This is a genomic window from Thalassotalea montiporae, from assembly GCF_053485855.1.
Genome location: NZ_JBQRUO010000001.1, coordinates 991889 through 1015648, shown reverse-complemented (window position 1 = coordinate 1015648; position 23760 = coordinate 991889). Strand labels below are relative to the sequence as shown.

Annotated in this window: 22 protein-coding genes; all 22 read right to left on the bottom strand. The window is 39.8% G+C overall.

Features of this window, described 5'->3' with window-relative positions:
• Window positions 1-11: 11 nt before the first annotated feature.
• The 22 genes from ACSLUR_RS04405 to ACSLUR_RS04300 all read right to left on the bottom strand — a co-directional run bounded on the left by ACSLUR_RS04405 (window position 12) and on the right by ACSLUR_RS04300 (window position 23757).
• Complete coding sequence (locus ACSLUR_RS04405; protein WP_448552135.1) at window positions 12-725, bottom strand: glycosyltransferase family 2 protein; 714 nt, start codon at window positions 723-725, stop codon at window positions 12-14.
• Between the two features lie 131 nt (window positions 726-856).
• Window positions 857-2446 (bottom strand): hypothetical protein, encoded by a 1590-nt coding sequence (locus ACSLUR_RS04400; protein ID WP_448552133.1) that lies wholly within the window; start codon window positions 2444-2446, stop codon window positions 857-859.
• A gap of 3 nt (window positions 2447-2449) precedes the next feature.
• Window positions 2450-4378 carry a tetratricopeptide repeat protein gene (locus ACSLUR_RS04395; RefSeq protein ID WP_448552131.1) on the bottom strand — a complete coding sequence of 643 codons (1929 nt, stop codon included), beginning with the start codon at window positions 4376-4378 and terminating at the stop codon, window positions 2450-2452.
• Window positions 4379-4484: 106 nt separating this feature from the next.
• Window positions 4485-5795: a Slr4 family S-layer protein gene (locus ACSLUR_RS04390; protein WP_448552129.1), complete on the bottom strand. Its 1311-nt coding sequence runs from the start codon at window positions 5793-5795 to the stop codon at window positions 4485-4487.
• A gap of 304 nt (window positions 5796-6099) precedes the next feature.
• On the bottom strand, window positions 6100-8154 hold the full coding sequence (locus ACSLUR_RS04385; protein WP_448552127.1) for a secretin GspD/PilQ domain-containing protein: 2055 nt from the start codon (window positions 8152-8154) through the stop codon (window positions 6100-6102).
• Window positions 8155-8166: 12 nt separating this feature from the next.
• Window positions 8167-8703, bottom strand: a complete 537-nt coding sequence (locus tag ACSLUR_RS04380) for a hypothetical protein (RefSeq protein WP_448552125.1) — start codon at window positions 8701-8703, stop codon at window positions 8167-8169.
• Entirely contained in the window at window positions 8690-9241 is a 552-nt protein-coding gene (locus ACSLUR_RS04375) for a hypothetical protein (protein ID WP_448552124.1), read from the bottom strand. Before ACSLUR_RS04375 ends, ACSLUR_RS04380 begins: the two co-directional genes overlap by 14 nt.
• The gene (locus ACSLUR_RS04370) at window positions 9231-10331 is read right to left on the bottom strand and encodes a hypothetical protein (RefSeq protein WP_448552122.1); all 1101 of its coding nucleotides are present in this window, start codon (window positions 10329-10331) and stop codon (window positions 9231-9233) included. Before ACSLUR_RS04370 ends, ACSLUR_RS04375 begins: the two co-directional genes overlap by 11 nt.
• 18 nt (window positions 10332-10349) lie before the next feature.
• Window positions 10350-11216 (bottom strand): type II secretion system minor pseudopilin, encoded by an 867-nt coding sequence (locus ACSLUR_RS04365; RefSeq protein ID WP_448552120.1) that lies wholly within the window; start codon window positions 11214-11216, stop codon window positions 10350-10352.
• Window positions 11209-11889, bottom strand: a complete 681-nt coding sequence (locus ACSLUR_RS04360; protein WP_448552118.1) for a prepilin-type N-terminal cleavage/methylation domain-containing protein — start codon at window positions 11887-11889, stop codon at window positions 11209-11211. The genes ACSLUR_RS04365 and ACSLUR_RS04360 overlap by 8 nt, the downstream gene beginning before the upstream one ends.
• Window positions 11890-12312 carry a PilW family protein gene (locus ACSLUR_RS04355; protein ID WP_448552116.1) on the bottom strand — a complete coding sequence of 141 codons (423 nt, stop codon included), beginning with the start codon at window positions 12310-12312 and terminating at the stop codon, window positions 11890-11892.
• Window positions 12296-12718 carry a pilus assembly FimT family protein gene (locus tag ACSLUR_RS04350; RefSeq protein WP_448552114.1) on the bottom strand — a complete coding sequence of 141 codons (423 nt, stop codon included), beginning with the start codon at window positions 12716-12718 and terminating at the stop codon, window positions 12296-12298. The genes ACSLUR_RS04355 and ACSLUR_RS04350 overlap by 17 nt, the downstream gene beginning before the upstream one ends.
• On the bottom strand, window positions 12718-13926 hold the full coding sequence (locus ACSLUR_RS04345; RefSeq protein WP_448552112.1) for a type II secretion system F family protein: 1209 nt from the start codon (window positions 13924-13926) through the stop codon (window positions 12718-12720). Before ACSLUR_RS04345 ends, ACSLUR_RS04350 begins: the two co-directional genes overlap by 1 nt.
• On the bottom strand, window positions 13926-15581 hold the full coding sequence (locus ACSLUR_RS04340) for a GspE/PulE family protein (protein WP_448552110.1): 1656 nt from the start codon (window positions 15579-15581) through the stop codon (window positions 13926-13928). Before ACSLUR_RS04340 ends, ACSLUR_RS04345 begins: the two co-directional genes overlap by 1 nt.
• On the bottom strand, window positions 15578-15979 hold the full coding sequence (gene gspG / locus ACSLUR_RS04335; RefSeq protein WP_448552108.1) for a type II secretion system major pseudopilin GspG: 402 nt from the start codon (window positions 15977-15979) through the stop codon (window positions 15578-15580). The genes ACSLUR_RS04340 and gspG overlap by 4 nt, the downstream gene beginning before the upstream one ends.
• Window positions 15980-16058: 79 nt before the next feature.
• A complete protein-coding gene (gene wecA / locus ACSLUR_RS04330) occupies window positions 16059-17114 on the bottom strand; it encodes a UDP-N-acetylglucosamine--undecaprenyl-phosphate N-acetylglucosaminephosphotransferase (protein WP_448552106.1) in 1056 nt (351 codons plus the stop codon).
• A 127-nt stretch (window positions 17115-17241) separates the two neighbouring features.
• A complete protein-coding gene (locus ACSLUR_RS04325) occupies window positions 17242-19833 on the bottom strand; it encodes an SLBB domain-containing protein (RefSeq protein WP_448552104.1) in 2592 nt (863 codons plus the stop codon).
• A 262-nt stretch (window positions 19834-20095) separates the two neighbouring features.
• Entirely contained in the window at window positions 20096-20887 is a 792-nt protein-coding gene (locus ACSLUR_RS04320; protein ID WP_448552102.1) for an MlaA family lipoprotein, read from the bottom strand.
• A gap of 113 nt (window positions 20888-21000) precedes the next feature.
• Window positions 21001-21357, bottom strand: a complete 357-nt coding sequence (locus ACSLUR_RS04315; protein WP_258872108.1) for a DUF2802 domain-containing protein — start codon at window positions 21355-21357, stop codon at window positions 21001-21003.
• Window positions 21358-21517: 160 nt separating this feature from the next.
• A complete protein-coding gene (locus tag ACSLUR_RS04310) occupies window positions 21518-22012 on the bottom strand; it encodes a chemotaxis protein CheW (protein ID WP_115999555.1) in 495 nt (164 codons plus the stop codon).
• 69 nt (window positions 22013-22081) lie between these two features.
• Entirely contained in the window at window positions 22082-22972 is an 891-nt protein-coding gene (locus tag ACSLUR_RS04305; protein ID WP_448552099.1) for a chemotaxis protein CheW, read from the bottom strand.
• 8 nt (window positions 22973-22980) lie between these two features.
• Entirely contained in the window at window positions 22981-23757 is a 777-nt protein-coding gene (locus ACSLUR_RS04300; protein WP_115999554.1) for a ParA family protein, read from the bottom strand.
• Between the last annotated feature and the right edge of the window lie 3 nt (window positions 23758-23760).

The window sequence follows — 23760 nt, the reverse complement described above, 5'->3', positions numbered from 1 at the left end:
GTTTAAACCTTTTAATCTTGAAGTCTTTTAAAGTACTTGTTTTTGTTGGTGGGATACGCTTTAGCGCTAGACAAAATCGAACTGTAAATTAGGTAATTTAAAACAGCAAACCATGAGTTAAAAATTCGAGAAGCACCGACCTCTCTTTCGGCCATATTAACAGAGACCTCATGTACAGATAAATTTAAATTACGAGCCATAATTAGTACACCTATACATTGATACTCCAACATAGTTGCTTGTCTTGAGGTGGCTAAATCTAATGCAATGCTTGAATATAGCCTGAAGCCAGAAGTAATATCACTTACATTCAAGCCATTTAACTTTTTAAAAAAAGACCAAGCTATATGTCTGCCAACACTTCCGCGATTAGTACAATTCCCAATAACAAGGTTGGCACCTAAGGTGTATTTTTCTATTAGTAGTTCGATGTCACTTGCCATATGTTGGCCATCCCCATCCATAGTTACGACAACTTCATACCCTTTCTTTCGAGCATATCTCAATCCTGTTTGAGTTGCCTTCCAAGCGCCCATGTTCTTTATGCTTTTTAAAACTCGAGCACCTGCTGCCTTTGCCTGCAATACAGTACCGTCATCGCTACCGTCATCTACGACGACCACAAAGTAACCAAGTGAAGCCACTGATGAGACAACTTGTCGAATTGTCTTTTCCTCATTCATAGCAGGTATAACAACACATACATGAGAGGCTTTAATCGACATATCTTACGAGCTCCTTAAAAGGACGAGAGTATATTCTTTTTGCCGACAATTTAAAATATATTCGTATTTTCACATGCTAAGCAATCAATATATCTACTCTTAGTTCATAATAGAAATAATCGTCGCCAACTTTAATTGCATACCTTTATGTTCTTTGCAGCTTGGACGTTATGGGCGTTTAATTTCAATGAAGCATTTGAAAGGCTTATCGCAAAATCACACCCTCCCATTTTCACATAACCGTATGCTAGTATCGCAAGCAATTGGCTTCGTTCTTTCGGCTTGTGCACATACTTTAAGCCCAGCATGGCGGTTTGAATGCCTGTTTGATAACGTCTTCGCTTAAATAGCAAGGCCATTAGATTCTCAAGTGCCGATACTCTGACAATCCCATTTTTAAAGTTTATATTAACAGCCTTTAACAAAAGGTCTTCAGCCTCAGCTTCTTCACCTCTTTTAATGAGCTCCAAAGCATATGATTCCATCGTTCTTGTACTTTCTGGAGTGATTTCAAGCTCATGTTTATAAAATTGATAGCTGTCTTGCCAAAGTACGTTTCGATGATAAGTTAAACTACTCAAACTAATAGTGCTCACCAGTACCAAAAGTAGCAGTACTATCTTTTTTCGATTGCCGGAGATTAGGAAATTTAGTAGAGCCACCAACGCAATAACTAAGCCGATATTGGGTAAGTAACTTCTATGCTCAAATGCCAAATCCGTAATGGGAATTAATGAAGATTCAACAATGTGTGCAGAATAAAACCATAAAACGCCTATTAATAATAAAGGAATATGCCGACGCAAAATAACAGAAGTAAAAATAACGGCAAGGTGACAAATGAATGCCCAATAAACGCTTGGTGAGTTTGTTAGATAAAGGCCAACGTTCATATCGAGCTGCAAGCCGATGGGATAAAAAGCTTTAGCGATATATAGCCATAGCACTACAGCCTGTGTAGCAAAGTATTCGCCTCGGGTGAATTGAGTCGTTTCTCTGGTAAGCTTATCGAGCAAAATTAGGGTATCAGAGATAAAAGGGTAAGCAAGCGCAAATAATACTCCAGCTAATCCAATCGTTTGAAGTACTTTGGAGCGATCAAATGGTTTAAAAAAGAACAATTCACATAGCAAAATATATACAAAAATTGTGATGTAATTCTGCTTAGTGAGCACACCGAAACAAATAGAAATTATAAAGAAGAAGAGACGGAGTATTGTTGGCTTGTAAAACCTAATTTGAAGGTAGCTAACAAGCGTAAGCAACCAAAAAAAAGTAGCCAGCGATGCAGCTCTCTGTACTATGTAGGTGACAGCTTGTGTATTAAGAGGATGTAATAGCCAAATAGCGACACAGGCCATTGAAAACAGTATAGCCTGGTTATTATTATGCAGAGCACTATTCTGGGCGAACAGCCTGATAACAATAAAAGCCAAAATACCATTAGACAAATGAATCAAAAAGTTTACAAGGTGATAACTAAGTAAACTCCCATCGAAATACCGCTCATTCCCCCAAAAAGTCAGGTAGGTAAGAAACCTTAAACCGTAGTAATCCCAAAGCTCAGTTAGAGTTCCCGATTTAAGCAGTTCATTCTCAGCAATAGAAATGCGATCATCCAGGTAAAATGGGACTGACATTGACGGCCAGTACGCTAGGGTAGCAAAGGCTAGTATCAGCAGGCCTAAGCCCCAGTAACCATTTAATGAAAAGCGGTTCATAAACTAGCCGACCAAACTTACCTTTTCTCTTGAAATATAACTTTCAATATAAGTAATATTTGTTTCGATAAGCTTAGTAAAGCTCTGTTTAACAAATTCGCTAAGGCTCTCATCGGCATCAACTTCACTTAGAAACTCTGTTTTTACACCTTTCCAAATAGACAAGGTCTTGAATACTACCTGTCTCTCAATATTGAGTATTTCTTTCTTGAGAGTAAGTGGGTCGTTATATTCGGCTTCTCCAAGTGTTTGTATAAGAATATACTCAATCACTTGCTTAAACGCAGCGTGATTCTCGTCATTTGGAATAGGCAAACAGTTAACTACAACGTCACCTTTGTCTAACGAAACCTGTGCAGGTAAAAACTTAGCGAGATGTGGGTATGCCCTGATAACTGAAATATCTGCTCGACCAGAGCTTCCCTGCAGTATCAAACGACGGCCATTTAATAATGATACCTCTTGTTTTGCTGAGTAAACGAAGTCATAAACGGAATCAACAAAACCATATAGAAAATAAGTGTACGCTGGATCAAGCAAATTGTACTCAACGAAGACCTCTCTAGTCTGAGTATCTCCGGCACCGCTCACATCAACACTGCCTTTAGTCTGATTTAACTCATAGCCACTAGAGTTTAGCTTGTGGTTTAGGAAGTCAATAATTGCAAGCAAACCAAGTTCGTACTCGCCTTCTATAGATACTCCTGCTTTATTTAGTGCCTCACGAGAGTATTGGAATTCACGAGAACCAAAAAACGAACGAATCGCGAGCTCATCAAAGTCCTCAGTCTCCCAAAGGTGCTTATAATTTTGAAATTTAGGTGTCTGAAGGAAGTACTCAAATATAAAGTTTATTAGCCGATTATGATGTCGAAGCGCTAATAAAGGAAAGCTTGTAGACCATTCATTTATCTTGTCACAGGCATTATAAAGCGCAACCATCTGCTCCATTATTGGTATTGCTGCTGGGTTAGCTACTTCGCTATGAATTTGTAAGTGTAGCTTGTTCCCATCCATTGTCAGATCATAATCGCGAGATAAAGGCATACACTGTAGGGGAACACTCAGGAGTTGGCTCGCATCGTCGTTGAAGGCTTTAATAGATAGGTTGCCATTTTCAACATACACTCTGACATCAGGATGAATTGACGCCCCCATGCTCAATAATGTCTTGATAAAGTCACTTACTAACGGCTCAATATTTTTATTATCGCAAACAATTTGTTGTTTAGGCTTTATAAGCACCATATTTTTATTTTCGATATCTTTTAATGGGCTTACTAAGGCTTTATACCAAGCTTCATGGCTAAAGCGTGCTTCTAATTTTGTTAAAGATTCATTTAACAGTGAATCTTGTTTGCTAAGGGCAAGCGCATTGCACAGTATCTCGGCTTCATTTGTTTTAAGCTTGCTAATTATGTTGTCTACTTGAACTAGTGAACCATTAATTTCACTCCCCCTTCCCAAAGCACAAAGAGCATGAATTTTGAGTACTAGACCGACACTAGTAAAGTCGTTTGCGTTAATCAGGCTATCTATATAAGTTAATAGTATTTCATTCTTACTGTGAAGCCATGCCAACTGGCAAAGTTCGTGACGATAGTTAATGGATGCTATTGAAGAGTCTACTGAGAGGATCTGCTCTAAACAAGAAATGGCTTTTTCATATTCATCGAGCTTATATTCACAGGCTTTTAAGTTATTTAGAGAATTAATTCTCTGCTCGTTAGTAATAGAGAGTTTTAAAGCTTCAATGAACTTTAATCGCGCTTGCTGGTACTTAACTAACTGAAAATAAATAACACCTTCAAGCTCCATTGATTCAAAGCTAGTCGACTTTAACTTGCTATTGAGTTTTTTTGCTAAGGGCAGTGCTTTTTTCAACTTTCCTTCTTTGACTAAAGATAACGCCTGTTGTAGTTTTTCATCCATTGATGCGACTCCTGTCTAATAATAAACCTTAATTGACCTACATCTCATAAATAAAAAAGGCGAGCTAAAGCTCGCCTTTTTCACAACTCTAAAAAGTTAAGTAAAATTACTTACCTTTGTATTGAGAAGTGTTAACGAAGCCACGATCCGCGCCACCTACGTTGTAAGAAGCGTAAACTGTAACGTCTTTGTCTTGTGCGTTAACAGTAACAGTTAAAGCAACTTTACCACCAGTGAAACCTTCAGCAGCTAAACCGTCACGAACTTGACCAGCGATACCTGTAACTGTACCTTTCTTAGATTCAGCGATAACACCTAAGTCGTACATAGTGCCAGCTTCATCAATAGCAGTTACTGATACATCTGCGTCTAATGAACCTTCGTTAGTTACGTAAAGGATTTGAGAAATGTTAGCACCGTAAGGCATGTAAGGTACAGAAACTACTGCGCCATCTAATGTCCAAGCACCAGCACTTGTAGAACCTAAGTCTTCAGAAGAAGCAGTACCGAAAGTAGCAACACCTGAAACAGTGAAGTCTTGAGCGTTTAACACAACAGCTTCAGTTTCAGCAGCAGCATCAGTTACTGGAGGAGTAATAGTGATTGTATCAGTAGTTACAGGGCCTGTGTAAGTTACAACTAGCTCTTTCTTAGCGTCGTCGTACTTAGCTACACCAGTACCTGCAGATGCAAAGTTAGCATCTTTGAAACCAGCGAAATCACCTTTAAGAGTAACTGTAGTACCAGTAACAGTTACAGCACCATTTAAAGAAGTATCGTTAGATGTAGTGAAAGTGAAAGCGTCAGTTGTAGCACCAACTAGTGCTTTACGCTGCGCAGCAACACTGATAACACCGTCTAAATCTGCAGAAGTAGCAACTTTGATGTCACCTAACTGATCTTTAGAGTCAACGATCTTGTGTGTTTTAGTACCAGCATCAATTTCAGTTACGCCGTTTGATAACTTAGCTTCAACATCAACAGTTACGTCTGCAGTGAAAGAAGATGTGTTGTGAGTTAAAGCAACAGTTGCGCTTGCGCCAATTGTAGTTTGGCCAGTTGTAGCAGTAACTGTTGTTACACGGTATGTAGCAGTATCAACAGCAGAAGCGTCTAGAAGAGTAGCAACCATAGTCGCGCCACCAGAACCTGCAGTGTTGAAGTTAATTGTTGCAGGCCAGCCCGCTGTTTTGTTTACAGAACCTGCAGTTACTGTGTAAGTGATTAAATCGTTAATCGCAAAACCAGCATTTACAGTGTGCGTAAAGCTTGCTGCAGTTGTTGCAGTTGAAGTAGCTAGTGCAGCACCTTGTGCAGAGTAATCAGTTGTTGTACCGCCTAAGGTACCTGCAACAGCAACACTTGAAACACCAGCGATAGCTGCTGCTACTAACGTGTTTTTAAATAATTTTGACATTTTTATCTCCATTCATTTCATGAAATTTAATTGCCTACATCCATATCCACAATGGTGGAAAGTAGGACTTAGTTAAATTTAACGGTTTTTTAAGAATAATCCTAAATCCCCGACCGATTCTATGTAAACATTATCGACACTGTCAACAAGTTACTTTAAAAAAAACAGACAAATCAATTTATTGTTATAAATTTGTCACATTTGACTCAAATTAGCGACGCAACTGCCGATTAATTATACAAGAATTGTTAATGATAGCTCTGAATTTATTGTATTTGCACACATCAATCCACAGCTAAAAAAACTAATTTTGTAATCGAATATCGATATTTTCCAATACATTCTGAAAGCTATTCATTATGTGCTGCCACTGGTTACTTCGTTCAACTATTTTTGGTGTAACCATAATCACTAATTCAGTTTTCTCATTAGTCTTTGATGCTGATTCAAAAAGCGCTCCCAGCAATGGAATAGACTTCATAAACGGAACACCAGTATCGCTATTTGAGACATCCTCACTAATTAAACCGCCAAGTAAGATAGTTTGGCCAGAGTCGGCAACAACTTCAGTCGTTAATTTACGCTCGAAGAATATTGGGTTCCCCCCTTTCCCGACTTGGTTGGCAACTTGATTCGAAATATCTTGGGTTATTTTCATTATTACCACGCCTTGAGCGTTGATTGTGGGCGACACAACTAAATTAATGCCGGTCTCACGGAATGAAATATTTTCGGTTACTACATCACCATTGGAGCCAGTTGTACTGCCAGCACTAACTGGTATACGGTTGCCTACGTTAATTGTTGCCTCTGTGCCATCTCTTACCAAAATAGAAGGCTTTGATAAAATATTTACATATGAATTTTCTTCAACAAATTTAGACATCACCTCATTTAAACCGCTGCTCCAGTTTAAATTAAACCCTGTGATATCACTTAAACCAAGGGAACCCTCTGTTGTTGCAGTAAAATTACCACTATTTAGTGCAAACTCGAAACCACGACGAAATACACCGGTTAACGTAACCTCTGCAATAGTAACACTCAAGAGCACTTGCTTTGGCATCGTATCCATACGTTGAATCAAGGGGAGCATAGCTTGGTAGTCTGTTCCCGAGGCATGAAATATAAGGGTGTTTGAACGTCTATCAATCACCATAGACATTTTATCATTACTTACGGATGCGCTTTGCGGTGAGTTATTCGCCTGTGCGCTCGACTGGCTGTCTTTAGCTGTCGTTGGGTCACTCACAGGGCCAATAGAAGAGGCACCTCCGATAAGGGGGGCAAGGCTTTCCCCTAAATCACTAGCTCTCGCAAATTTTGGCGTGTAAACGTGATATTGCTTTTCGCTACCTTTGCTAGGCTTGTCTATTTGTTTTGCCCAAAACTCTACGCGCTCTAACAAGGCTTGTTCTGCTGAAAATACGGCGATAGAACCTAGTTGAGCAATTGGAACAAAAACCAAATTCTCTTGTTTATTTGGCGACCGCCCAATGTCAATACCTTCGGTTTGCAGTAGCTCAGTTACGGATTCAACAAATTGATTTGTTGACATGTAAACAGGTGAGATTAGCGCAATATACTTGCCGCGATTTGCCGGCACATCTAACAAGCGAATTAGGTCTAAAGCGCGTACAACTTGATCTCTGCGGCCACGGATAAATAACGCGCTTTGTTCAAAGTCCGTTGTAATTTCGGCATCAACTAAGCCTCTTAGTGTGCGCTCAACGCTTACCCTAATACCGTACTTCAATGGGACAACTTGCAATATATTACCAGAGCTTTGAGGAATGGCGTCTTCATCACGACCAAACCCCATGACGACACTCCCTTTACCGCCGCTAGGAATCTGATAAACATAGTATATATCGTCTTTAAACCTTAACCCAACGCCACGCTCTTGCAGAAGCTGAGCCGTTAGCTCAAACAATTTTCGCGGTGTAATTTTGTTAACTATATTCAAAGAAATAGCTGAATTATCTATCTCATTGCCAATAACATAATCAACGTTTAATAATTCACCTAATACATTGTGTAAAAACGATCGCGTAGGCATATTATTTACAGATACATTGAGTTCGCCTTCGTCCGCAAATCTTTCACTAAGTTGCGTAGAAGATAATTCAACACCTTGTCTATCTAGCGGAGTTAAACGCTTCATGTTGCCCGAGGAAGCATCTCTGTCAGGAGCTTGTTGGTTTTCACTGATGCTTATTTTAGGCCCATCATCAGCTAAAAATGACTTTTCCAATTCCTTTTTCGGGTTTGTGCTCGCACAACCTGTGAGCCCAATAGCCGTTACCAGTATAGCTGAGGCAAAGCGCTTTTGTTTACCCACGTAATTTTTTCTACTCATTGTTGACTGCAACTAAAATATTGAAAGTGTAATTTTGTTATTTGTAACTGCTGAAGCAAGCTCAACAGACGTCTTATTAATGTTATTTACGTTGTAGCTACCAAGTTGCTTACCAACGTCTACTTTAACTTCTTTAAATGCACCGGTAGTTAAGTGTTCTTGAATTAATATGGCAAACCATTGGTGTTGCTCTTGGAATAGTCCAAGCACCGTATATTTAAAATCTTTTGTATACAACTTATCTAAACGTCCCTGCTGTGCGTTTCGCTCTTCATCAGACAAGCCGCTATAGATTGGTTTTGTTTGAACGATAGGAGCAGGCTTTGGTGCCTCGACTGCGGGTTTATCGAACCCTTTATATAAGTTTAGGATTTCATCAAGCACTATAGCTTCTTTTGATAATAAACGGCCATCTAATGAAGACTGCTTTATAACTTTTTGAGTAATAGATTCAGCTTGAGCGAATTCTCTATCGTTTATGTCGTAAAAAGCATAAGCACCAACCAAGATCAGCGAAAAAAGCCAATGAAGTTTACTAATTTGCAGCACGTTTGTTCTCCACAGGGCTATAAACAATTAGCAGATTACCGTTAGTTTTACCTAATGAGTCATCTGTTTGGAATCGTGTATTCAAACTAAAACTATCAATCGTTAGGCTTTGTGTTGATTTGTAGAGTGCAAACTGCGCTTTCATAAAGTTTTTGACTAGACCTGAAAAACGCACATTTATTTTAAGCGTTGTACCAACCTGGTTAGGTACAGGTTCGTGCCAAGTAAGCGCTTTAATATCAAGAGAGTACTCACTAAAAACCCTCTCAATTTGTTGCTGCTTAGCTACTTGATATTTACCAAGATCATCATATTCGTCAATTGAAGACTTAATAATTTCAAGTTGCTGCTTAAGGTTTTGGTTATATTTGATAAGTGTATCCGATTGGGCAATAGCAGCCTCGGTTTTAGCAGCTTTGCGTTCAAGCTGTGCGCTCTCTGCTCTCAACTCATCTTGCCATTCAAATATAGGCACTACGATAAACTTAATAGTAACCAGTAACGCTAACAGCAGAAGCAGTTCATTTTTATGGTTCATCTTGATGCTCACTTTCAACTGCTAACTTAAATTTAATAATAAAAGTTTCGAGCCCTGCACTCTTCTGTACAGAAGTAGTAAAACTTGGATCCTGAACTTGTTTATTATCATATAAAAATTCAAGTACTGTTGCCGCAGAGCTTGCTTTTGCCTTAAAAAAGACCTGCTCTCCATTAAATCTAATAAACTGAAAAGTAACCCCTTGTTTATATAGTGGGTTCAAGATTTGCCATATGTTCCATAAAGGCTTCACATTTGCTTGGCTACCAATTAGCTGTTCATAATCTTGAATTAATCTCGAATTTTCAGCTTGTATATTGAGAACTTCTGTTACCGCCTCAGTATCTGATGAAATAGCCATTTGAACACTTTGATGCTTAAAATAAACATAAGCTGACGTTGCTCCCATATACACACAAAATAGGAGTGCAGTTGGTGCCCAAAGAGGCTTCGATCTTGCTATGGTATTTTCTAAAGACATACCATCATTAATAGAGAACTTAGTCAAAACAGCAAACATGTTCTGCCAAACAGCACTGCTGATTTGATGAACGAGGTGTTGATTGTTGAGTTTTTCCTGTTTCTCTATAGCAATGCCTGAAGAGAGTAAAAAAGACATCAATGTATCAGGGGAAACAATACTTGATACCGACTTCTCTTTACCTTTAACTACAGCAGTGACTTCAGTCGAACTCTCGTTTAGAAGTAAAGCCGAATTTTCATCCATAACTCTAGCTAATAGAAAAGACTCTGGGATGACATAGTGAGTGCCAGCTGGCACTTTCTCTTTCGGTATTTGCCATATAGTAACTAATGACTCTGTATCGCTGTTATTTTTAATATCATAACTAACGTAGTAATCTGCAGTTAGCTCTTCAATTTCAAATATAATCGCTGCTTTTAATTCCTTTTGATTGGTAATCGGGTAAGTGAGGTGTCGCTCTAAATAATGTTTACGCGACATAACAAGCAGCAAAGGAGCTTTCTTAGTTCCCACAAGTTCACTCGATTTACCTGAAAAGAGAGTCAAAGTCTCATGCAAGTAACCCATCAAGCGATCTTGTAACAAGGTTAAAAATTTATTCTTCATTAACTTTAATTCTAACAACTAGTAACGAATTTCATATTCTATATATGGCAACTTATCATATGGCTTTGTGTCTATTTCCATTGATTTAGTCAAACTTACTTCACCAATACTCGCTTCGAATTCCATTCTTAAAAGACCACTTGTTGAAAAAAACTGCAATTCATCTTGCCTTAACCCTGTGATAGCACTGAAATTCCGTGCGGTCAGGTTACCATTCTCCCTTAATTTGAGTACTTGATCTACTTTTTGTTGCGACATAAAAAGTAACAAAATCTCTTTGGGTGCGCTTAGGGGGTTAAAAAAGGAATGAGGCCTCAACGATACAAAAGGTGATAACCGCTCTGAAACGTTTTGGTTACCACCGCTCAGGTAAGCTATTTCACTTGTTTGCTGGAACGCAATATTGGTCGGAAAACCTGGTGTGCTATATCTTGAAGACTCAGCTCCATTAGGCAATGACAATGAATTCTCGTCTTGCCAATCAATAATTACATCACCAAATGATTGACTTACAGGCAAGTCAAGTAAATTTGCTAACCTAACGACATTACTGCCGTCTTTGATGTAGTACAAACTCAACAAGCTATATTGGTCTTGCATTCTAACAGTGACATTATCACTATACGCAAAATCTTGATTATGAAAGTTCCAGCTTTCTAGGTTTGGAAAAGAAGTTGCTTGATCTTTATTTTCAGTCAACAACTTAAAAACCAGTTCGGACTCTGCCGACTTGATTGCTACTTCGGCTTTGGCTCGATCAACGAGCAGCTGAGCAATAGCAACTTGGTTCTTGGCTGTTTGCGTAAATTGAATCGCCAATACGGTTATTATCGCGGTTATCAATAACACTTGAAAAAGTGCTATGCCGCGCTGTTGTTTACGCATTTTCATCGCCAAAATTTAAAATTAAGTTTAACCAGCGACCTTGGTCATTAATCACAGGAATTGTTACATTACCTTCCTGAGTAGCGATCGAAACTTTTATTGGCATTAAGTTACTGAGCGAAGAATCATAGCCTGAACGCCACTGAGGAACAAGATTACTATCACTAATTAACGGATCTTCAGCAGTAATTTTTTGCTGGAAGTTATCCCATGCTAATACATTGAGATCAATGCGAGCAGTATCATTAATAAGTACCTTTTCATAATCGTAAATGTCCGTGTTAGCTTGATAAAGGTTTTGAATTTTAGCTTCCTTGTATAATAGGTAAAATAAACCACTAGCAGAACGTTCTACAGATAATTTGAACAACGCAAACTCATTGTTATGAAAAATTGGGTTTTGTGTTACCCCTGTTATCTGGTTGTCAACGAGCTCAAAATAATAAGATGGCTGTCCGTTTTTGCGATACACAAAAGGGCTTATACCGCTCACAATTTCGTTAAGTAAGATTAAGTCTTTTGCTTGCGAAGCATGCTTGGAAAAGTAACCAAGCCGACCATCCCATCGATCAATGAAAAGCGAAAAGCTCCAAGTACCAAGTAGCATCACCATAGACAAAATAGTCATGGAAATCATCATTTCAATTAGTGTAAATCCAGCTTCCCGACGCATTCACTTCCAACTCAATTCATTAAATACAAAGGTTTTAGAGGCTTGCCCAGAATAAACATTCAAAGTGACTTGCCACAAATAAAACTTAACAGGTTGCTTCTCCCATAGCCCTTTCTCTGGATTGAATCTATCTGGGGGAGGCGCCGCTTTGATTAGTTCTGATTGCCATGAATAGCTGATCGCACCAAACTGGCCTGATTTAGACTTGGGTTCGGTAACCCCTTTAGTACGTAACTCACTTTTGACATCGTTAAGAAGCAATCCAATATTGCTATGCAACTCTATGTTTCTTGATGCAACCAGACTCGATCGCGCAGCGGTTTGATAGATGAAGGTCATCGTTGTGATAACAACTATCAATATAGTCGCCGCTACCATCACTTCTATCAGAGTGAAGCCAGCGTGGTTATTTGGACGCTTCAAACTCAGTGCCTTCCACTAACCGAAATAAGTTTATGCTTTCTTGCTTGTTTAGTTTGTCGAGGTTTAGCACTTCTGGGAATGGATATCCCCGCCCATTAAATTTAATTGCTTGCTTGTCAAAGTGCAAATGCTCAAATGTTTTTGAATCAACTAATTGTTCTCTAGTGTACAGAGATAAGACATTGTTATTAAACAATACCTGGTGCTCTGTTGCTGTTGAAAATGCCTTAAAGCTAATTTTTTTTAAGCTATTCTTCAAGCTTACTAATTCAGATTGTGCTTGTGCTTTAGCAATAAATTCAATAGTCAAAGGCCCAACTAAAGATAGCGCTATCGCCATTATTGAGATAACAACAATAAGCTCAATTAGCGTAAAGCCTTTAACCGAGTTATGCATTTTTCGCATTAAAAACCAATATCGTTAACTGTAACGATACTCATCAACATTACCACTACAACTGAACCGACAATTCCCCCCATAACAAGAATCATAATAGGCTCAATTAAGCTGGTTAGTCGCGTTGTCCACTGACTGAACTCTGTCCTTGAGCGATCGGCAACTTCTGAGAATATTGGCGCCATATTTCCTGACTCTTCACCAACTTCTAAGAGCGACACCATAAGGTCAGGAAGCAATTGACTTTGCTTAAGCGAGCTAGAAATACTCTCACCTTTTTTAACCTTATCAGCGGCAATGGAAAGATTTGACCGAACTACTTTGTTTTTTACACTCTTTGTTGCAAGCTTTAATGCTTGATCAACTTTTATGCCTGTTGATAGCATCAACGCCATACCGCTGGTAAAGCGTATACGCTCTATCACCTGAATTGAGCGACCTATTAGTGGTAAGCCGAGTAATGAACTATCTAGTCTGTCATCTATGTAATCATTATCAATTGCCCACTTAACACCATATATCATTGCCCCCAAGCTAGCAGCCAAATGAATTTGATATGATTGCATCCACTCGGAAAGTGAAAGTAAAGCTTGAGTATAAACGGGTAGTTCTGCCGCATCGGCAAACATCACGGTTAATTTTGGGACTACAAAATTGAAAATGAAAAATATAGCAAGTACACAAACCATAAAAATTACCGCGGGATAAGTTATGGCCTGAACAATTTTGCTATTCAGTTCTTTTTTGTATTTTAGATCTTCCGCTAACCCTTTAAACACGAGCGGAAGTTGCCCACTAGATTCACCGATGCGAACTAAGTTGATATAGAGCGAGTCGAATACTTTAGGGTGCTTTTCCATCACCTCACTCAGCGCAATCCCTTTTCTAACGTCCGCAGCGATCGAAACAAGAAGTTTTGCTAACGCACCTTCTTTTTTTGCCTTTGAGAGCACTTGAAGCGCTTTGTCTATCTTGACACCGCTTTCCAACAACAAACTGAGCTCTGCGGTAAGAAACTCTAAATCACTGGCGGTGACTTTATCATTGCTACCCAGTTTGAACATTATTGAGTTAGGCTTTTTGTCAACAGAAAAAGAGACTAACCGTACTTTTTGCGCTCTCAACTGGTTTTTAAAGTGCTGCTCTGACTCGGCTTCAATCACCCCGCTTATCGAAGTACCTGCCCGATCGTAAGCTTTATAATTGTAGCTTGGCATTAACCAGCAACCCTTAAGACTTCTTCGATAGTTGTTATTCCTTGAACAGCCTTGTAAATACCATCCTCTACAAGGTTCCTATATCCCTTACTTCTCGCTAACTCCCTCGCTGCTAACTGAAAATGCTTATCCTTAGGTAATTTCTTAATCTCTTCATCACAAGGTAAGTACTCTACAATAGCTATTCGTCCCGAATATCCCGTATGGTTGCAAAATTCACAGCCATAAGGCTTTTTAATGTTTAAATCGACACCATACTGCTCTGCTACCTTCTTGAGCTCATATTTCTCAATGAGCTCATGTGCTTGGTCATCGTCTTGGCAGCAATGTTGGCAAAGCTTTCTTGCTAAACGCTGAGCGATAATAGACGTAATGGCAGCATTCAGTAAGAACTCTTCAGCCCCTAAGTCAATGAGTCGAGTATAGGCGCTAGCCGCATCATTAGTATGTACAGTACTAAAAACCAAATGCCCCGTTAACGCCGACTGCATAGCTATTTGTGCAGTTTCAGAGTCACGGATTTCACCTAACATGATAACATCCGGATCTTGACGAACAATGCTCCGAAGACCAGCTGCAAAGTCAAAACCTATTTCAGAGTGAATTTGAACCTGATTAATACCATCAAGCTGATATTCCACCGGATCTTCTAAAGTAATAATTTTTACTTTCGCATCGTTGATCGCGTTAAGGAACGAATAAAGACTGGTGGTCTTACCACTTCCCGTCGGACCTGTAAGGAGAATAACTCCTGCGGTAGTTTTTAGGTCGCGTTCAATATATCCCTGAATATCCTTTGATAGCCCCAAAACTTCCATAGAATAATTAATGGCTTGCTTTCTAAGAAAGCGCATTACTATACTTTCACCATCGTTAAGTGGTAAAGATGACACCCGAATATCAAACTCTTCACCGGCAAGCTTCATTTCGATTTTGCCGTCTTGAGGCTTTCGTTTTTCTGCAATATCCATCCCACTAAGGATTTTCAACCGAGAAGCAACGGATAAACGCATTTTAGCGGGGATCATTTCGATGTCTTGCAATACCCCATCAATACGAAAACGTACGCGATACTTATCTAGGTGAGGTTCTAAATGCATATCCGAAGCTTTTAATTTAAGTGCTTTAGCCATCAAGGAGTTCAATAGATTAACCGTTGGCGCTTCACTAGCTAGCTCTTTTAGCTTCTCTTCTTCATTAAGCGTTAGCTCTGCGTCAGATGAATCTAACTCTGACTTAACATAGATATCAGCCAGTGCATTAGCTTGCTCTTCGGTAGGTATTGCTAATTCGAACTCCACTTTGTGAAAAGTCAATAATTCCCTAGGCTCTAGCATTAAAGGGTCTAATGTAGCAATTAGCCACCCTCTTTCACTATGGCTTACAGGAAACCAGTGATGAGCTACTAGTTCTTCTATTTTCACCTGCTCATGCCAATCACTCTTTTGACTTTCAAGTTCTATACTCTTATTTAAGAAAGGGGTTCCAAGTAATAAGTGATAAAATTTCGGAAGTTCTTCGTCAGATAAAACGCCCATATTGAGCAAGATTTTTTCAATCCGACCATCAGATTTCTGCTGAAAAGACTTAGCTTTATCAATATCCTCTGCTGCTACTGAAAACTGCTGAGTCAGTAACTCATCGATTGCTATCATTGGTGGATAATATCTTCTGCGTTATCTGAACCACCACTTTGACCATCACTGCCAAAAGACAACAGTGAGTATGGTTTTCCATCTATACCAGGCGTTTGATATTGATATGCATGCCCCCAAGGATCAACAGGTACCTCTTTTGGTAAGTATGGTCCATCCCAATTAGGGTGACTTGATTGGCGAAGTTCATTTAAAGTTTTCGGATACCCCCCCATGTCTAATCGATAAGTGTCTAATGCAGTTTCAATATTCTGCATTTGAGCGGCTGCCGTCTTGCGTTGCGTTGAATCAACTTTGCCAAACATTTTTGGTGCAACAAGTGACATTAATAGTCCAAGAATGGTAATAACAATAAGTAATTCAATAAGGGTAAAACCCGAAGGCATTGATCTTTTCATTAATAATGTTCCTGCAAAATAACTGAGTAGAGTCTATCAATCAGAATTTATACTGTCGATAGACGAAAAAGGTAGGTAACTAAGCATGTTTTCTTTTATCGGAAAGCTTCTGGGCTGACTCTATAGCAAATACATAAGCTACGAAAACAAGCAAAAAGCTGTACATCATTATCTGTTCCGCAACTTGATAAAGTTCGCCTAATATTCCAATTGAAGCTAGCGCTACTGAAACTGCGCTTAATAGCCACAATGATTTTCTCGAGCTCAACCCTAGGCCCATACAAATATGATGAATGTGGCTATTGTCAGCTTTAAATGGAGAATCCCCTCTACGGGCACGTCTAAACATAATTGCTACCATATCCATCAAAGGGATAGCAATGAGCCAAAGCGCTGTTACAGGTCGGAAAGTGTGTTGAGCACCACCATTACTTTGCGAGCAAATAGTTAGTAGCCAAATCACAGTAAGCCCCATATACATGCTACCAGCATCACCCATAAAAATTTTCTTCCCTCTAGGGTTTCGTCTACTCACGTTGTAGAACAGGTAAGGGATAGTTGAAACAACGATGAGCAAAGGTAATAAAACACTTTCATTACTTCCTTTGATTGACATTAATAGAGCGATAGAACCAATAGTTATAATACTCATTGACCCAGCTAGACCATCTATTCCATCTACCATATTAAATGCATTAATAGCAGCAATTACAGCCAATATCGTGAATATCATGCCATACTCAGCGATAAAAATTGACTCTCCCCCTGATATTGCACCAAAGTCATTGATATAACGGCCTGCACCAAAAACTAATATACAAGCAACAATACCTTGAAAGAGCATTCTTGAGCCAACACTCAAATCATAAATATCATCCAACGTACCAATAAAGACAATCAATGCAGAGGATATTAAGTACAAATTTACAACATGACTATTATCAATAAATATTGTTGATGCAATCAATACACCTGTAAATATAGATATACCGCCAATCAATGGTATCGCACCATCGTGCTTTTTACGTTCATTTGGTAAATCGATAAGGCCAATATGAGGAGCCAATGGGAGTAGGACCTTAATGGTCAATATAGAGCAGCAAAATGCTACGAGTAGCGCGAAAAAATCAAACATAGTTTACGATAAGTTATGAAGTTAGTAACAACGAATCGGGCTTCTAACAATCCGTTTCAAAGAAGGGGCATTATAGTTGCCCCCTCTTAAGTTAGCTAGCAAATTAAGACCTAAGCTAGCTGAATATTTATAACCCAGCAATAGCTGCTATGGCTACTGATGCTTGATACACGATTTGCGTGCCCAGCGCCCACAAGCTTAAATTATCAACAAAATAAGAATCCAATGGTACCACAACAGTATCCCCTGGGCTTACCCCAGCCTGATTGCTAGTAAACCAATTTGCAGTCTCTGGCAATACAACGCGACCATTGGCTTTTATTACATAAATGCGTTTTTCGTCAGCCTGTTGCTTAATTCCACCGCTTAATTCAACATAGTCAAACGCGTCTAAATCACTGCGATAAAGGTGCGATGTTGCAACTTGTACTTGTCCTACAACATTTACTGAATTTTGCTTAGTTGGTACATATAATACGTCACCATCTTCCAATAATATATCTAGCTCTTTATCACGCTGCATTGTTGGTAAGTCAACAACTAAACGCCCTACTGGCTGTACTTTGGTTAAATCCGCAAGCAGTAGCTTAGCCTGTTGATAATCAATATTTTGCGCATCTTTTTGCGACAAGCTTTTGGACGCAATTTCAGCACGAAGGCTTTCTGTTACTTTTAATATATTTTGTAACTCCAGCTGTTTTAACTTCTCGCGTGTAAAAATCGAACCTTCTTGATATGCAAACTCTGTAAAACCACCAGCTCTCTCAATCAGCTGTACTAATGTTTCACCACGTTGAATCGTATATTTACCTGGGAAAAGGAATTCACCTCGTAGCTCGACTATGTGATTTTCTTGCCATGCGGGAATCACGTGAATGTTAAGCCTATCTTTACTCCTTACGGGAATGTTTTCGATAGTTTTTCCAGATAAAGCTTCTCGAAGGTTGACATTAAGCGATGACTTGTTTGCTTTTCCTCCAATTATTTCATTTCTAGTGATTTCAGCTCTTTCCAAATAGGCAGACTCTAATAATCCACCGGAAGCTGCAATCATATCGTTTACCCTACTGTTCTTAGCTAGAGGATAGATACCTGGATATTTTACAGCCCCAGCGATTTCGACAAGTTGCAATGGTTCACCGCTTGCTGCTTGTTGTTGAAGTTTGTTAATTACAGGGACAAGCATTCTTTGACGAGAAAATACTCTAATGTCCCTTATGGCAACTTCTTCTTCAGCAGCACCGCCTGTAAGCTCCTCGAGTGATTTCTTTGCTAACTCTAATGATTTATCAGCGTCACCTTTTTGTTTCAAATCTTCTTCGTCACCGTACTCTAACCAGAATAGCTTCTCTTCAAAAAGTGACTTTGCTCTGTCTTTCTCTTTATCCTTAAGCTCATCATGAGTCATTGCTAGGGCGTCTAGAGATAATTCAGCGTCTGTGTACTTGTCATTTGTAGAAAAGATCAAAATACGGTCGTGGGCTTTCAACGTTAAATTGTCAGCGGAATCGTTATCACTAATCGCTTTAAACAGGCTAAACTGTAAAACCTCAATATTCCTCCCTATATCTTTTTCACGGATGATTAAACTGTAACTTAAGTCTGCATCGTCAAGCATATAAGAGTGAATACTAGGAAGTAAATCACTTACCTTGTCTCCTGTTTTCCACTGGTACTTTCCGGGCCTAGTTACAGCACCAATAAGTGTAACCGAATCATCAAACTGCTCAGACGTTTTTAACACCTTCAAATTGTCGCCGCCCTTGACCTTTTCATTCAATTGAGTTGGCTCGCTCAGGTTAACATTTACTATTGTTCGAATATTGCTCTGGTTAAAACGCTCTACAACACTTGCAGTTGGGTATGCTGAAGGTAATAAGCCTCCTGCCATTTTGATCACCGCTTCAAAATTGTCCCCTGCTTTTAGTTCATAAATGGCTGGGCGTCTAACTTCACCTGTAACAGTCACCCGTTCACCTACAGGCGCAACAAAAACAACATCACCGGATTTTAGTAAGATGTCACTTGATGAGTCACCATAGATTAATAGGTCATACAAATCTATTGTTGTAACAAGCTTACCTGCTCGTTTAACTTGGATATTGCGCAACGAGCCAATATCATTAATACCACCTGCAGCAAAGATGGCATGCGTAACGCTAGATAGCGCACTCATTACATAAGGGCCAGGTTTAAACGCATCACCGGCAACAAATATGCGCATCGCTCGCAAATCTGAAAGAGTTACGACGACGTCCACACCGAGTACTTTTTTCTTAATTTGCGAGGCGAAATATTGTTTAACTTCCGTATAAGTTAAACCAGCAACACTAAATGGGCCAAGATCCGGTATAACAACATCACCTTGTCGATTTACCTCTAGCTCAAATTCATTGCTTTCTTTGCCAAACATTTGAATTTTGATGGTGTCACCAGCGCCAATAATGTAGTCAGCTGGTACGGCAATATCCATAGTAGGCGCAAAAGTAAAAGGTGCATTAGCAAATACATCATAGCCAAACGGTTGTGGCTCAGTATCCTCCTCTTCTTCCTCTAGCAACTCATCCTCAGGCAGAATTGGATTACCAAATTCATCAAATTGAGTTCCTCTCGGGTAAACCGTTTGCTGTTCAACAAAGCTATCTTGGTTCTTTGTAGAGCCCACACTCTGTAGTTGTCTTTTTATCGCGTTGTAATCCACCCCCATACTTTGTGCCAACGCACGTTGTTGGGAAACTGGCAATTTTTTAAATTGCTCTAGTTGTTGTGGCGTAATGGAGCTAGGCACTTGTGTACCTATCGCACTCATTGATAAGGTCAAACCAAGCAAGGCCGACATCAAACGGGTAGAAATATATTTCATTGAACAGCGAATTTCCTGAGGACTAATTTTTTGTTTTGTAAAACTGGCGCAAATTCTATCATATGGGCCAGTTTTGTTAAGGTCGATATTAGTTTAATAACAAGTCAAGCTATGAGCTTCACTCTTCATCTAGCTCGTCTAAATAGGCATCAAGCTCAGCTTCTTCCTCTTCGTCTACCTTTATTGGCGGTTTGCCATCATAGACGCGATATTCCATGTTCTGGAAATAAGCTTGTTTAACAAACTCATAGGGATCTATAGCATTATTGATAAGCTGTTCTTGCTGCGTTAAAGATGCTCTTGCTTCTAATCCGATGATGGCACTGCGCACTACGTTAGGCCAAAAATCGATAACCGCTAAAGGCCAGTAATAACGATCGACAAAGTCACCTACTTCGTCTCGTACCGAGCTCGGCCCTAGTGCTGGGATGACGATATAAGGACCATCACCTACACCGTATACCGCCATTACTTCGCCAAACTCTTCTTGTGTGCCCGTCCAACCAAAGTCACTCGCGGGGTCAAAAAAGCCAAGTAGACCTACCGTAGAGTTAAGTACGAATCGCCCGGCACTTTTACCCGCATTGGAAAACTTACCTTGTAGTAGGTTATTAATAAAAGAAGACGGCTCATTAAGGTTGAGAGCCATGTTGTGAAGGCCTGTACGTAAAAACGTTGGCGTATACTCTGTATAGGCAGTTGCTGCTGGTTTTAACACATATTTATCAGCGTAGTTCCATGTAAATGTCCACGAAGCTCTGTTAACTGTCTCTAATGGATCTTTAGGATCACCTTCTACTTGTGACGTTGAAGAGCAGCCTGATACTGCCAAGACAGATAACAAAGCAACCACTTTTACCGCACGTAATGAAAAAGCGGCACGCAATGCTTGATGGATAGGTTTATTCACTGTGACTTCCTAATGATAAATTCTTGATATTATTGCCCAGTCTAACACGCTAGCGAAAATCGGACACTTGCCTAACAAGTCATAACATCCGCAATTAGACAGACGCGCTTGGGCTATTCATTGTTGTTTTGTTTGTATATGGCTAGCAACATTTCAACCTCAGCACGCGGCAACTCACACTCCGCCATAATTTCCTCAGCACTAGCGCCTTTAGCTGCCAGCTTTGAAGCGCGATGATAGAATTTATCTTGGGGTTGCTGCTCATCAATTAAGGTAAGCTGTTGGGTTATGTTTGCAATTGCTTGCTGCTGACCTTTGATACGGTGCTCAAGTTGCTTAGACACTTGCTCATTTTCCGTGTTTTGAGTACTGATAAGGTCATTAAGTTCCGCGTTTTTTTGTGCGATGTTATGAATATTGGCTTGTAAATCAGCTGTCAGCATTTCGAGCGCATTTACCTGGCTACTCAAGAGCTTGCTTTGTGCTTTAAGGTGCGAAACCTTTATTAGTAGCCAAGCTAGGCAACACACCACAGCTAAGGCAAGAGCTATTATCAAAACCAAGTTGATATTCACATTTAGCGCCCACAAAAAAAGCCTGATACACAGGCTTTTAGTCTAAAAAATCCATTTAGAATTGTTTCAATTCATCCCACTCGTCATCTGATAATAATTTATTCAGATCAACAAGAATCAACAATTCACCTTCGCGGTTAGATACACCTTGGATAAACTTAGCACTTTCTTCGTTACCAACATTTGGTGCTACATCGATTTCAGAAACTTTTAAGTAAACTACTTCCGCAACGCTATCAACTAAAATACCGATAACTTGCTTTTCAGCTTCAATAATAACGATACGCGTGTTATCGGTAATTTCCGCCGCTTGTAAACCAAAACGTGAGCGCGTATCAATAACAGTTACCACATTACCACGCAGGTTAATAATACCTAACACATAATCTGGCGCACCTGGCACAGGCGCAATTTCAGTGTAACGCAATACTTCTTGTACCTGCATTACATTGATACCGTAAGTTTCTTGCTCTAATTTGAAGGTTACCCATTGTAGCACTTCATCATTAGTGTCTACTGACTCATTTGCACTACGTCTTTCATCAGACATACTTCTTGTCCTCAAAGTTGTTAACTATTGCCGCTCGTTTGCAGCAGCACTGTTTATTTCGATATACGACTAATTTGGATAGACGCTCAACCCTTGATCTAGCATTTTAATCAAGGCGTCAATATCTAATAGCGCACACATACGTTCTTTAACCAGACCAGCTAACCAAGGACGTTTAGGGTTGTTATCCATCCACTTCACGTCACTTTGTTCTAGTGTAACTGTATCTACAAGGTGCTCAGCCATCAAGCCCCACTGGCTATTACTCAACATTATAATATATTGATAAGCTAATGAATCCATTAATTGTTGATCGCATTTTTCCGGCATTACCCACAGTGCGGTATCAACGACATTAATTTTTTCTTCGCGATGTAGCATAACCCCTTTGAACCAGTCGGGTTTGCCCATCAAACTATTAATGCTCTCAACATTGTGAATACCACCTAACTCAATCAATGGTACGGCAATAGTAAGCCCTGCTACATCAAAAAACATCGCCTGAAAACTACCTTCGCGATAATCTTTTTTCGCTTTAACTGGTACTTGCTGCTGGCTCTTTGCTGTCGCAATGGCTGTGCTGTCAGATGTTGTTTCAGTAACTAACTTATCTGACACAGGTGCTGGAGTAACCTTGGGTTCAGCAACCTTAGGCGCCGTTTGTTGCTTCGCGACCTGTGGTGCTAAAACCTGTGTTGCTGCTACCTTTGCTTTAGCCTCTGCGCGTGTCGAGGTAACTTTATCCGTAACAGGTAAGCTTGGTTTGGCAACACTCTCAAGTAACTTTTCTAGCTTCTCGCTGTCTGGCTCTTTATGTTGAAGCGCGCTCTGGCTTTTATCAGGTTGTGAGCTTGTTTGTATTGATGGTTGATGCTCAACAGGCTGTTCAGCCTCATCCGTCAGTAGCTCTGATAAATAAGACCTCATCACTTTTTGGCTAGCAGCTAGCGATCTTGACATTGATTAACCTATTTATTTACTGCGGTAAGTTTAATTAAATGTTTCAACAAGCTTTTATAAGCGTAGACACCACGAGAGTTACCTGCGTAATCTGAAGGTACTTTCTGCGAGACACTCGCGTTTCTAAAATTAGTATCAACTGGCACAACCCCAGGCCAAACTTTATCACCATAAAGTTCCTGTAACTTTTGATAGGCAAGTAAAGAGGCTTTAGTGCGTTTATCAAACATAGTCGGAACTATGGTATAGGTAAATGGCTCTTGTTGTTCACCTTGCATGATTTCCATTGTCTTCATCATGCGGTCTAGCCCTTTAAGCGCCAAAAACTCGGTTTGCACTGGGACGATAATTCTATCAGAAGCGGCCAGTGCATTCACCATTAATACACCGAGTACAGGCGGGCAGTCCATCAGTACATAATCGTATTGCCCTTCAAGCTTTTGTATCGCTTTTTTCAGCACTAAGCCCATGCCACCTTTACTACCAAGCGAACGGTCTAGTGTTGCTAGCCCCATGGTCGCAGGCAAGATATCAATATTCTTATATTCGGTTGGGCAAAGTGTTTGTTCTATCTGCTCTTTAGTCGATACTTTGACAAAAAGATCGTATACGCTCAGCTCTAAATCTTCAGATTCGATACCAAAATAATAACTCAGCGACGCATGAGGATCAGTATCCACCAATAGCACTTTATGTCCACGTTCGGCCAACAAGCCCCCTAAGGTTATTGTTGAGGTGGTTTTACCTACCCCGCCTTTTTGATTAGCGATTGTCCAAACGACCAATAG